Raw genomic sequence first — 12,163 nt, 5'->3', positions numbered from 1 at the left:
CCGGAAACACCAAGGCATACGCAATGACCAGCATCGAAATCGCGCCCGACAAGCCGTCGGTTTTTCGTCTTTTCTCCCGACCCCTCCTGCCTGCCACGCTGATGCTGGGTGGTGGCGTCACGCTCTACGCGGTCGAGACGTACATCACGGCAACCATCGCCCCGTCGATCGTGCGGGATATCGGCGGCCTCTCGCTGCTTTCATGGATGACCACGCTCTACGTTGCCGCAGCCGTCCTCGGCTCGATCTTCGTGGCAATGCGGCCGCGCGGAACCGGCCTGCGCAGCGTCTATGTGGCCGGCGCGCTGGTGTTCGGCGCCGGCAGCCTGATCTGCGCGGCGGCGCCCGCGATGGCAGTCGTCCTCGCCGGTCGCGCGGTACAGGGGTTCGGCGCGGGCGTGCTTGCCGGCCTCGCCTATGCCTTCATCCGCTTCGCCTACCCCGAACCGCTCTGGCGCAAGGCCTCGACGCTCTACGCCGCCATCTGGGGCGTATCGACCCTTCTCGGCCCGACGCTTGGCGGATTGTTTTCCGAGGGAAGCGCGTGGCGCCATGCATTCCTGCTAATCGTGCCGCTCGGCGTGCTGATGGCGGCGCTTGCTCCCTGGCTTCTGCCGCCTGCCGATGACGACCGGGCGCACGGCAAGACCCCCATCCTGCAGATCGGCCTTCTGCTGGCCGCCGTGCTCTTGGTCAGCCTTGCCGGCACCATCGACGAGACCCAATCCAAGGCGATGCTGGTCGGCGCCTCGGTCATTGCCATCGTGACGATGATCGTGCTTGAGCGCCGCAGCGCCAACCGCCTGTTGCCCTCGGGGGCGTTTACGCTCTCCAAGCCCGTCGCCCGCGTCTATCTCACCATGTTCCTGCTGCTGCTGGTGCTGACGAGCGACATCTACATTCCCTACTTCCTGCAGGTCCTGCATGCCGTCACGCCGCTGATCTCCGGCTACCTGACCGCACTCGTGGCGCTCGGCTGGACGTTTGCCGCCTTCTTCAGCGGCACGCTCTCGGGCAAGCGCGCCAGCAACGCCATCGTGATCGGCTGCGTGGTCGAAACCGTTGCGGTCGCCTCGCTGACGATCTTTCTCGCCAGGGACAATCAGGCGACCGAGCTATCGCTCCTCGGGCCGGCCGTTGTCGGCATGTTCATGATGGGCTTTGGCGTGGGCCTTGGATGGGCGCATCTGGTGACGAAGGTTCTGCGGCTGGTCGACAGCGCCGAGCAGGACAAGGCTTCGGCGGCGATTTCCACCGTGCAGTCGCTCGGCAGCGCCTTCGGCGCCGCCATTGCCGGCGTCATCGCCAACAGCACCGGCCTGCTTGATCCCGGTGGCATCGCGGGCAGCATGTCCGCCGCCCACTGGCTCTACATCATCATGGCGCTGCCCGGCCTGATCACGATCGCTGCGTCGATGACGCTCAAAGACGCAGCATGATCTTGCCGATATGGCTGCTGGTTTCCATCAGCTTGTGAGCCTCGACGACATCGTCGAAGGCAAAGGTCTTGTAGATGACGGGCGCGAGCTTGCCGGAGTCGAGAAGTGGCCAGACCTGCGACAGAAGATCGTCGCGGATGGCCCGCTTCTCTTCCGCGGTGCGCGGGCGCAGCGTCGAGCCGGTCACCGTCAGGCGCTTGGTCATGATGGGCCCGAGATTGACCTTCTCCGCCACGGCGCCGCCAAGAAAGGCGATGATGGAAAGGCAGCCATCCCTGGCGAGCGAAGCAAGGTTCTTCTCGAGATAGGCCGCGCCGATCATGTCGAGGATGATATCGACGCCCTGTCCGGTTTCGGCCTTGATGACCTCGGCGAAATTCTCGCGCTTGTAGTTGATCGCGCGCTTGGCGCCGAGCTTCACGCAGGCGTCGCATTTTTCGGTGGTGCCGGCCGTCGCATAGACCTCGGCGCCGAATGCCCGCGCCAGCTGGATCGCGGTGGTGCCGATGCCGCTGGTGCCACCGTGGATCAGAACCTTTTCACCTTCGGTCAAACCGGCCATCTGGAACATGTTGGCCCAGACCGTGAAGTAGTTCTCGGGAAGCGCTGCGGCCTTTACCGCGTCATAGCCCTTCGGATAGCGCAAAGCCTGGCCAGCGGGCAGCACGCAATATTCGGCATAGGCGCCGCCATTCGCAAGACCGCAGACCTTGTCGCCGATGGCATAGCCGCTGACGCCGGGTCCGATCGCCACCACTTCGCCGGCGAGCTCGAGGCCCAGGATCGGGCTTGCGTCCTTTGGCGGCGGATATGTACCCTGGCGCTGGGCAACGTCGGGTCGATTGATGCCGATTGCCTCGGTGCGAACCAGGATCTGCCCCTCACCTGCGACGGGCAGCGGCCCGGTGACAATGTTCATGGCCTCCGGCGGGCCAAAGCTCGGCAGAGCGACAAAGCGCATTTGCGCAGGCAACGACATGATCCCGACTCCTCATTCTGAATCATGAGATAGTTCAGCTTCAGGAGGTTGAGAAGGCCGGATTTGCCAGAGGCGTCAATTCGCCTCGCCTAGCAGATGGAAGACCAATCCTTCCGCGCTTTCCTTTGCTTCCGCCTTGATATGGGCAATGGCGGCACTGACGCGATTGATATCGTCGAGCACAAGTCCTTCCGGCAACTCCAGCACGCCGATCGAGCAGCGCATCAGCGGGAAAAATGCCTCGGTGCCGGCGCGGTCATGGCCGCGAATGCGACCGGCGGTGCGGTCAAGGTCGGAGTAAAGATCGAGTACATCGTCGTGGAAATCGCTGATCAGGCGATCGAGGATTTCCGTGAGTTCCTCCCTCGTCCAGCCGTGCACGCCGATGAAGAAGTCATCGCCGCCGACGTGACCGAGAAAGTGGCGCTCGGCAAAGAAGTAGCGCCGCATCAAGGCAGCGAACAGCGAGATCGCGTGATCGCCGAGATGGAAGCCGTAGGCATCGTTGAACGGCTTGAAGTTGTCGAAGTCGCAATAGCAGAAGTGGCGCGTCTCATCCCCGTCGCGGCTGGATTCACGCATGAAGTCGCGGATCGCGTGATTGCCGGGAAGACCGGTCAGCGGGTTCTGGTCCTGCGCGGTCTTGAGCTTCTTCTCGTTCATGACCTTGATGAGCGAGGCGGCGGACACCACGCCGGCATAGCGCATGTTTTCCGTCAGGAGCAGGCAGTTGCTGCCTTCCATGTTGGCGAAGATCGCCATCAGCTGCTCGGCATCCGAATCCAGGCCGACGATCGGCGCCATTTCGACGAAATGCGAGATGGTGCGCTCATAGACCTTGTTCTTCAGAAGATCGCGCCCGAACGGCTGGTAGATGTATTCCTTGAGGTGGCGCTCGTGGAGAATGCCGCGCGGCTCGCCGTTGGCATTGAGCACGGGGAAATAGGCCTGGTGCGGATTGCGGCGGAACAGCTCGAAGACACTGTCGATCGTATCGTTCTCGTAGACTGTCGGCAGCATCTCGATCTGCTTGCGGATCAGGATTTCATCGAGCGACTGCGTGTTTCGCTTGCTCTTGCCGAGGTCCTGCAGGTGGGGAAAGGATGGCTGCAGCTCGGTAAGGTGCGTCGTCGGCCGGGAAATGAACCAGCCCTGCACGAGATCGACGCCGTATTCGCGGCAGGCAATGAACTCGGCCTCGGTCTCGATGCCTTCCGCAATCACGCGCGTGCCGAGCACGTGGGCGATATGGACGATGTTCTTCAGCAGGTGACGCTTGCGTGGATTGCTGTCCATGTCGGCGATGAAGAAGCGGTCGATCTTCAGATAGTCGACCGGATGGTCGCACAGCAGCTTCATTTCGCCGTGACCGACGCCGAAATCGTCGATCGCCAGCTTGAAGCCACGCCTGCGCAACAGCGAGACGAGCGCTTCGAACTCGGGAACACTGGTGTTGTCGAAGCGCTCGGAGAACTCGAAGCAGATCGATGATGGCGGGATATTGGCGAGCTTCAGGTGCTGCAGCAGATTTTCGACCAGCCGTTCGCCATGGGGTATGAGGCGAACGTCGAGATTGAGGAACAGGGTGGCATTGGCAAAGTTTGGAAGGGCCGCGAATTTCGCCAGCGCCCGGCTTGCGACCATCTGCTCCAGTTGCAGCAGCTGATCGTGCCGGTGGGCCTCGTCCAGGATCTCCAGCGGAGAATTGAACCCTAGGCGCTCCTGCCCCCGCATGAGCGACTCGTAACCGAAGGCGATGCCGGTGCCCGCCTCCACGATTGGCTGGAAGGCATTTTCAACGACAAGCTTGGCAAGCGTTACGATCTGATCGCTCGCAAAGCGACGAACAAGAGCCGGTTCGACGGCGGCAGTCAAAGACATGCCGATCTCCACAATGACTTATTATTTTATGCGGGGACCTTGCTGGAGAAGAGTCAACGAACGCTTTCACCAATGTGAAACTTTTGTGAAAGGTGCGTAGGCCGCATCAGCGCAACGCGGCCGTGTCGTATGGACCAAAAATTTGGGATCAGGCGGAGCGGCGATGGGCTGCTTCGTGATCGGCAAACATGTCCGCAACGCACTTGCCTTCGCCGTGCGCATAGTCGTCGTGGGGAAGAACATCGCTCGTCTTCCTGGCGGCATCCCACAGGCGTAATGCTTCACGCACCACTTCGCTGCTCGATGCATAGCTACCATCGTCAACTGCTGCACGAATGTCCGCCGCCTGCAACGGGGAGATGGAAACGGTGACCATAGGCATGACATTCCTCCCTTTACCTCGTCGGACAGAAGACTGCCCAGTCGGGGGATTCTCAATCAGCTTCAGGCAGATGCCACGGACACCGCCGTTTCCGCGGCTGCCTTCAGGTCTTTAATTTTAGACGCCGCTCACATGCTTGTCAAAAAAGAAACAATCCGTGAGACGAGCCTGTGGATTGCGGGCATAAGTCAGCGGCGGATCGCAAGGCCGAAGGCGAGCATCGACCAGCCCTGAATGAGAAGGTCGCAGGCGAGGAAAAGACCAAGAATCCGAAGGCTGTTCGCGGGCCATCCGAGGTAGATCACAACGCCGGCGAGCGCGGTGATGAGACCGCTTGCCAGCACCCAGCCCCAGCCTTTCAGCGGGCGCATGCGCCAGCCGATGAAGACGCGGAAAATGCCGGCGATCAGCAGCGCTATCGACAGGAAGAGCGTCAGGGCCGCCGATGCCAGAATGGGGTTCATCAAGGCGAAGACGCCGGCGAGCACATAGAGCACGCCGCTCAATGCCCAGAACAGCACCTGCTCCCAGCTGCGCACCTGAAACGCGTGAATAAGGTAGATGACGCCGCCCGAGAGCATGAGGATGCCGACATAGAAGACGGACACCACGGTCGCCATCGCGACATTCCCGGCGGCAATGATACCGCAGGCCAGCAGAAGCACGCCCAGCACCACGAACCAGATCCATTTCGACCGCAGGGACGAAAAGGGCATTCCATTCGAAACATCGGTCATCATGCACCTCCCGGTTGGTAAGGGAAATATGCCACAAGCAAGATAGATGAAAAGGGATAAAAGTCGGAAAACCCGACGGTATTTTTATTGATTGATCAGTCAATCAAAATTAAGATGCGTTGATCTGGAGCGACTTCATGCCGAAACTTGGAATGGAACCCGTGCGCCGAAAGGCGCTTGTAGACGCGGCATTGCGCGTGATCGGCGATCACGGCTCGCTGAGCGTCACCATGTCCGAGATAGCCCGGCAGGCGGGCGTTTCCCCCGCCCTTGCGCATCACTATTTCGGCAGCAAGGAGCAATTGCTGATCGAGACCGTGCGCTTTCTGCTGAAGCAGCTGCGCGACGATGCCGTGGCAGCACTCAAGGCGGCGCATACGCCACGCGAGAAGCTTTCCGCCGTGATCCGCGTGAGTTTCCAAGCCGACCAATTCGCGCCGCAGACCATTGCCGCTTGGCTCGCCTTCTACGCCGAAGCGCAGCGCTCGGAAGAAACGCGCCGCTTCCTGGTCATCTATGCCAGGCGCCTGCGCTCCAACCTGCTTGCCAGCCTGAAGGCGCTCGGACCCGCGGATGCCGCAGAACGCATCGCAGAGGGCGCGGCCGCGATGATCGACGGGCTCTATATCCGCCAAAGTCTGAAATCTGCGCCGATCAGCATCGAGGCGTCGATCTCGCTGACCGAGGACTACATCAATTCGGCGCTCGCCGCCTTTCCGAAAGGACCGAACCAATGACCCTCAGAGCCCAACCGAAGGCGTCGCACTTCATCGACGGCGAATATGTCGAAGACGAAGCAGGCAGCATCATCGAAAGCCTTTATCCGGCAACCGGCGAGGTCATTGCGAGGCTCCATGCGGCAACGCCAGCCATCGTCGAGAAGGCGATCGCAGCGGCCAAGCGCGCGCAGCCGGAATGGGCGACCATGAGCCCGACGGCGCGCGGACGCATCCTGAAGCGAGCCGCCGACATCATGCGCGAGCGCAATCGCGAACTCTCCGAACTCGAGACGCTCGACACGGGCAAGCCGATCCAGGAAACGATCGTCGCCGACCCGACTTCGGGCGCCGACAGCTTCGAGTTCTTCGGTGGCGTGATCGCGGCCGGTCTCAATGGCTCCTACATCCCGCTTGGCGGCGACTTCGCCTATACCAAGCGCGTGCCGCTCGGCGTCTGCGTCGGCATCGGTGCTTGGAACTATCCGCAGCAGATCGCCTGCTGGAAGGGTGCGCCGGCGCTGGCCGCCGGCAACGCCATGGTCTTCAAGCCTTCGGAAAACACGCCTTTGGGCGCGCTTGCCATCGCCGAGATCCTGCACGAAGCGGGGCTGCCGAAGGGCCTCTACAATGTCATCCAGGGCGACCGCACCACCGGTCCGCTGCTGGTCAATCATCCCGATGTCGCCAAGGTGTCGCTGACCGGCTCGGTGCCGACAGGCCGCAAGGTCGCCGCCGCCGCCGCCGGCAGCCTCAAGCATGTCACCATGGAGCTCGGCGGCAAGTCGCCCCTGATCGTGTTCGACGATGCCGATATCGACAGCGCCATCGGCGGCGCCATGCTCGGCAATTTCTACTCGACCGGTCAGGTCTGCTCGAACGGCACCCGCGTCTTCGTCCACAAGGCCATCAAGGGTGAATTCCTGAAGCGGCTGAAGGCACGCACAGAGGCGATCACCATCGGCGACCCGATGGACGAGGCGACCCAGCTCGGCCCGATGGTCTCCTGGGCGCAGCGCGGCAAGGTGCTTGACTACATCGAGAAAGGCAAAGCCGAGGGAGCGACGCTGGTCACCGGTGGCGGCATTCCGAACAACGTCTCCGGCGAAGGCTACTATGTGCAGCCGACCGTGTTTGCCGACGTCACCGACGACATGACGATCGCACGCGAGGAAATCTTCGGGCCCGTCATGTGCGTGCTCGACTTCGATGACGAGGCGGATGTGATCGTCCGTGCAAATACCACCGAATTCGGCCTCTCCGGCGGCGTCTTCACCGCTGACATGACCCGCGCGCACCGCGTGGTCGACCAGCTGGAAGCCGGCACGCTTTGGATCAACACCTACAACCTCTGCCCGGTGGAAATCCCCTTCGGCGGCTCGAAGCAATCCGGCTTCGGTCGCGAGAATTCGCTCGCCGCGCTCGAGCACTATTCGGAGCTGAAGACGGTCTATGTCGGCATGGGGCCGGTGCAGGCGCCGTATTGAGACCAGGGTTTAAGGCCCCTCCCCAACCCCTCCCCACAAGGGGGAGGGACTAACCCGCCGCACCGACTTTGCAAGATATCGGCGCCACTGGCTCCGCATCGAAAGCAGAATTGAAACGGCGCCGCAGGTTAAGCCCCTCCCCCTTGTGGGGAGGGGTTTGGGGCGGGGTCTTCGACACGACACAGAGAGCTATGGAACTCATCATGCAGCAGGCAGATTTCGTCATCATCGGCTCCGGCTCGGCCGGTTCGGCTCTTGCCTACCGGCTGTCGGAAGACGGCAAGAATACCGTTATCGTCATCGAGGCTGGCGGTTCCGATTTCGGGCCGTTCATCCAGATGCCGGCGGCCCTTGCCTGGCCGATGAGCATGAAGCGCTACAATTGGGGCTACCTCTCGGAGCCGGAACCCAATCTCAACAACCGACGCATCACCGCGCCACGCGGCAAGGTGATCGGCGGCTCGTCGTCGATCAACGGCATGGTCTACGTGCGTGGCCATGCGGAAGACTACAATCGCTGGGAAGAGCTCGGGGCCAATGGCTGGGCCTACGCCGATGTCCTCCCTTATTTCAAGCGAATGGAGCATAGCCACGGCGGCGAAGAGGGATGGCGCGGCACCGACGGCCCCCTGCATGTGCAGCGCGGCGGCGTCAAGAACCCCCTTTTCCACGCCTTCATCGAGGCCGGAAAGCAGGCCGGTTTCGAGGCGACCGAGGACTATAACGGCTCGAAGCAGGAAGGCTTCGGGCTGATGGAGCAGACCATCTTTCAGGGCCGGCGATGGTCGGCGGCGAGCGCCTATCTGAAGCCGGCGCTGAAGCGGCCGAACGTCGAGCTCGTCTATGGCCACGCGCAGAAAGTGGTGATCGAGAACGGCCGGGCAACCGGCGTCGAGATCGAGCGCGGCGGCAAGGTCGAGGTCGTCAAGGCGAACCGCGAGGTGATCGTTTCGGCCTCATCCTTCAACTCGCCGAAGCTGCTCATGCTATCGGGCATCGGTCCGGGCGCGCACCTCAACGACATGGGGATCGAGGTCAAGGCCGATCGACCGGGGGTCGGCGCCAATCTGCAGGACCACATGGAGTTCTATTTCCAGCAGGTCAGCACCAAGCCGGTTTCGCTCTATTCGTGGCTGCCGTGGTTCTGGCAGGGTGTCGCCGGCGCGCAATGGATGTTCACCAAATCCGGCCTCGGAACCTCCAACCAGTTCGAGGCCTGCGCCTTCCTGCGCTCGGCCCCGGGCGTGAAGCAACCCGATATCCAGTACCACTTCCTGCCGGTCGCGATCAGCTATGACGGCAAGGCGGCGGCCAAGAGCCACGGCTTCCAGGTGCATGTCGGCTACAATCTGTCGAAATCGCGCGGCAACGTTACACTGCGATCCTCCGATCCGAAGGCCGATCCGCTCATCCGCTTCAACTATATGAGCCACCCGGAGGACTGGGAGAAGTTCCGCCACTGCGTTCGTCTCACCCGCGAGATCTTCGGCCAGCAGGCCTTCGACCACTATCGCGGCCCGGAAATCCAGCCGGGCGAAGGGGTGCAGACCGATGACCAGATCGACGCCTTCCTGCGCGAGCATCTGGAGAGCGCCTATCACCCCTGCGGCACGTGCAAGATGGGCGCCAAGGATGATCCGATGGCGGTGGTCGATCCGGAAACGCGGGTGATCGGCGTGGATGGCTTGCGCGTCGCCGATTCATCGATCTTCCCGCATGTCACCTATGGCAACCTCAACGGCCCTTCGATCATGACCGGAGAAAAAGCCGCCGATCACATCCTCGGCAAGCAGCCGTTGCCGCGCTCCAACCAGGAGCCGTGGATCAATCCGCGCTGGGAGCTGAGTGACCGGTAGGGTTCAGTGGTAGTCGTCTTCGCGCTGGTGGCGGACGGCGAGGATCGTCACTGTTTCCGAATCCTCTATTTCGTAAAGAGCGACATAGCCCGAGTTACTGAAAGGGATGACCAGTTCACGCAGCAAGGGCATGTCGTTGCGAGCTTTTCGCGATGAGAACGGGAAATCCGCCAGGCCTCCGACTGCGCGTTCGATCGCATCGATCGCTTTTTCAGCAGCGACGGGATCACGATCCAAAAGAAACCCGTAGAGACGCCGAAGCTCCAATCGTGCCGCTGGCGAGTAACGCAGCTTGTAGCTCACTTGCCGAGCTCGGCTTTCTTGTCAGCCAGCATCTGCCGGAGTTCAGCGTGTACGTCTTCCGCGCTATGGTAGACGCCCGTTCGCTTCGCTTCATCGCGAGAGGCCAGCCCACGCGCGATGAACTCGTCTTGTGTGCGTCTAAAATGTATCTGCGCACGGACCGAACTCTCGACGAAGGCGGAGAGCGTTTCCCCTTCCTCCAGCACGCTTTCGGCGGCGGCACGCAGTTCGGGATCGACGCGAAGCGAAGGAAGCGTTGCGGATTTCATGGCAGACCTCACGCGTTGCAATTGCGATGCATGATAGGAGAAACGGCCGTATGGTCAACTAGGACCTTGCGCCCGGTCCCCTAGAGGCCGATAAGGCTTTGCTGAAGCAAGCATTCCCACCAATTTTTGGTTGCCTTACCGGTCTCTCAGTTCATGCCCCCATCCTACCGCAAATCCAAACTGCTCCGCCGCTCACGCGTCTTTTGGGGCTCGTTTTCGCTTTGGCGCCCGAGACTGGTGTTCTGGTGCGGAGCGTTGGCGATAGGGTTGATCAGCGTCGGCTTCGCCAAGCTGGCCGACCTCGCGCAGAAGGCGTTTTTCAGCGTGACCACATCCGGCGAATGGGCATTCCTGCTGCCGCTGCTCATTACGCCGCTGGGGTTTGCGCTTTCGGCCTATCTTGCGGCAACGCTGTTTCCGAATTCGCAGGGGAGCGGCATACCCCGGGCGATCGCGGCGCGGCACCTGCACGACGAGGCGGACCGCTCCCGGCTGCTTTCGCTGAGGATCGCCTTCGGCAAGATCCTGCTTACGGTGCTCGGCCTGTTTTCCGGCGCATCGATCGGGCGCGAAGGGCCGACGGTGCAGGTCGGCGCCTCGATCATGCTTGCCGTGGCGCGCTTCGGGGGAATGGCGCAGGCGCGCGGATTGATCCTCGCGGGCTCGGCGGCAGGCATTGCGGCGGCCTTCAACACGCCTCTCGCCGGCATCGTCTTTGCCATCGAGGAAATGAGCCGCACCTACGAATCCAGGTCGAACGGGCTCGTCCTGACGGCCGTCATCCTGTCGGGCCTTGCCGCACTCGGCCTTTCCGGCAGCTATAATTATTTCGGCTCGACCTCGATCGCGCCGATGCAGCTTGCGGATTGGGGGCTTGTGCTGATCTGCGGCGTGGGTGGCGGAGCGCTCGGCGCCGGGTTCAGCGGCTTTGCGCTGCATGTGGGCCAGCGCGTCCGGCGCTGGGCGCAACCGCAGCCACTGAAACGCATGCTCCTTCTCGCCAGCGCTTGCGGCTTCGCCATTGCCCTCATCGGCATCGGTTCGGGCGGAACGACGTTCGGCACCGGCTACGAGCAGGCCAGAGGCGCTGTCGAGGGACAGGCCCTGCCGCTGTTCTTCTTCCTGGAAAAACTTCTTGCGAGCTTCCTCTCGATGATCTCGGGCATACCGGGCGGGATCTTCGCGCCATCGCTTGCAGTCGGCGCCGGTTTCGGCAGCACGGTCGGCACACTGATCGGCAGCAGCATTGCGCTCGCGGCAATTCTCGGCATGGCGGGCTATTTTGCCGGCGTCGTACAGGCGCCGATGACGGCGTTCGTGATCATTCTCGAAATGACCGGCGACCATCAGGCCGTGATTCCGATCATGGCCGTGTCGATGATCGGCTACATCACGTCACGCATCCTGTCGCGCGAACCGCTCTATCACGGCCTGTCGCGCGTATTCATCGCCGCAACGATCCGCGCGCGACGGGCAGCAGAGCACAAGGCAAACGCCGAGGAAGCGACGGGCTAGCCTAGAGCGCATAAGGTATGCGCACACCCGGCGTGTCCGTCGGGAAACCCTTGCTGTTGCGCGTCACGAGCAGCATCGAGTTCGTGTCGGCGGTTGCCCAGATAATGGCATCCGGCAGTTTGATCCTATATTCCTGCCTGATCTCGACGGCCCTCTCCGCAACGGAGGCTTCCAGCGAAATGATCTGGAAGCCTGCCAAGAAACGACGCGTGGCATCCGCGACATCCGGTCTGGCGCCTGCCAACACTTCCATCCACGTGATAATGCTGATAGCCGCCGTGTCGTACCGATCAAACTCCTGAGCGGCTTGTGGGACAGCATTGAGGTAATCGATGAGGATATTGGTATCGAACAGCGGCTTCACCATTCGCCCCTGATCTCCTCCTGATACGCGAGACCGTCGATCTTCCGCTTCCCCCAAAGCCCAAATGCCTGGCTTCGTTCGTCGATCGAGCTATGTTCGAGGAATGCGCTGACCGCCTCGCGAATGAGAGAGGCACGCGACACGTTTTTCGTCGCGGCGATTTCGTCCAGCGCCTTCAGATGATCGTCGCCGATATCAACAAGCGTCCTCACTACCATGCACTCCGATATATGAT

At 61.9% G+C, this 12,163-nt stretch carries 13 protein-coding genes; 5 read left to right on the top strand and 8 right to left on the bottom strand.

Annotated features, from left to right (window positions below; translation table 11 throughout):
* The first annotated feature begins 23 nt into the window (after positions 1-23).
* Positions 24-1,439 carry an MFS transporter gene (locus tag A6U87_RS03415; protein WP_065689799.1) on the top strand — a complete coding sequence of 472 codons (1,416 nt, stop codon included), beginning with the start codon at positions 24-26 and terminating at the stop codon, positions 1,437-1,439.
* Here A6U87_RS03415 and A6U87_RS03410 read toward each other — a convergent pair.
* From A6U87_RS03410 to A6U87_RS03395, 4 genes are all read right to left on the bottom strand, one after another.
* Positions 1,423-2,418: an NAD(P)H-quinone oxidoreductase gene (locus A6U87_RS03410; protein WP_065689798.1), complete on the bottom strand. Its 996-nt coding sequence runs from the start codon at positions 2,416-2,418 to the stop codon at positions 1,423-1,425. The two genes, A6U87_RS03415 and A6U87_RS03410, sit on opposite strands and share 17 nt — an antisense overlap.
* A 75-nt stretch (positions 2,419-2,493) precedes the next feature.
* The gene (locus A6U87_RS03405) at positions 2,494-4,299 is read right to left on the bottom strand and encodes a GGDEF domain-containing protein (protein WP_065689797.1); all 1,806 of its coding nucleotides are present in this window, start codon (positions 4,297-4,299) and stop codon (positions 2,494-2,496) included.
* A gap of 148 nt (positions 4,300-4,447) precedes the next feature.
* Positions 4,448-4,681, bottom strand: a complete 234-nt coding sequence (locus A6U87_RS03400; protein WP_065689796.1) for a type II toxin-antitoxin system ParD family antitoxin — start codon at positions 4,679-4,681, stop codon at positions 4,448-4,450.
* A gap of 188 nt (positions 4,682-4,869) precedes the next feature.
* Positions 4,870-5,418, bottom strand: a complete 549-nt coding sequence (locus A6U87_RS03395) for an HdeD family acid-resistance protein (protein ID WP_065689795.1) — start codon at positions 5,416-5,418, stop codon at positions 4,870-4,872.
* Between the two features lie 137 nt (positions 5,419-5,555).
* On the opposite strand from A6U87_RS03395, the gene betI reads away from it, so the two are divergent.
* From betI to betA, 3 genes are all read left to right on the top strand, one after another.
* Positions 5,556-6,155 (top strand): transcriptional regulator BetI, encoded by a 600-nt coding sequence (betI, locus tag A6U87_RS03390; protein WP_065689794.1) that lies wholly within the window; start codon positions 5,556-5,558, stop codon positions 6,153-6,155.
* Positions 6,152-7,621 (top strand): betaine-aldehyde dehydrogenase, encoded by a 1,470-nt coding sequence (betB, locus tag A6U87_RS03385; RefSeq protein ID WP_065689793.1) that lies wholly within the window; start codon positions 6,152-6,154, stop codon positions 7,619-7,621. The genes betI and betB overlap by 4 nt, the downstream gene beginning before the upstream one ends.
* 203 nt (positions 7,622-7,824) lie before the next feature.
* Positions 7,825-9,477: a choline dehydrogenase gene (gene betA, locus A6U87_RS03380; RefSeq protein WP_065690249.1), complete on the top strand. Its 1,653-nt coding sequence runs from the start codon at positions 7,825-7,827 to the stop codon at positions 9,475-9,477.
* A 3-nt stretch (positions 9,478-9,480) separates the two neighbouring features.
* Here the strand turns inward: betA and A6U87_RS03375 are convergent, their stop codons facing one another.
* Positions 9,481-9,780: a type II toxin-antitoxin system RelE/ParE family toxin gene (locus A6U87_RS03375; RefSeq protein WP_065689792.1), complete on the bottom strand. Its 300-nt coding sequence runs from the start codon at positions 9,778-9,780 to the stop codon at positions 9,481-9,483.
* Complete coding sequence (locus tag A6U87_RS03370; RefSeq protein ID WP_065689791.1) at positions 9,777-10,049, bottom strand: YlcI/YnfO family protein; 273 nt, start codon at positions 10,047-10,049, stop codon at positions 9,777-9,779. Before A6U87_RS03370 ends, A6U87_RS03375 begins: the two co-directional genes overlap by 4 nt.
* Before the next feature lie 153 nt (positions 10,050-10,202).
* Here A6U87_RS03370 and A6U87_RS03365 point away from each other — a divergent pair, with 153 nt between their 5' ends.
* Positions 10,203-11,564: a chloride channel protein gene (locus A6U87_RS03365; protein ID WP_065690248.1), complete on the top strand. Its 1,362-nt coding sequence runs from the start codon at positions 10,203-10,205 to the stop codon at positions 11,562-11,564.
* Between the two features lies 1 nt (position 11,565).
* Here the strand turns inward: A6U87_RS03365 and A6U87_RS03360 are convergent, their stop codons facing one another.
* Positions 11,566-11,931, bottom strand: a complete 366-nt coding sequence (locus A6U87_RS03360) for a type II toxin-antitoxin system VapC family toxin (RefSeq protein WP_065689790.1) — start codon at positions 11,929-11,931, stop codon at positions 11,566-11,568.
* Complete coding sequence (locus A6U87_RS03355; RefSeq protein ID WP_244499413.1) at positions 11,925-12,146, bottom strand: CopG family transcriptional regulator; 222 nt, start codon at positions 12,144-12,146, stop codon at positions 11,925-11,927. The genes A6U87_RS03360 and A6U87_RS03355 overlap by 7 nt, the downstream gene beginning before the upstream one ends.
* Positions 12,147-12,163: the final 17 nt, after the last annotated feature.

Source organism: Rhizobium sp. AC44/96 (genome assembly GCF_001692185.1).
Classification (GTDB): Bacteria; Pseudomonadota; Alphaproteobacteria; order Rhizobiales; family Rhizobiaceae; genus Rhizobium.
This window is presented reverse-complemented; position numbering and strand designations above follow the sequence as displayed.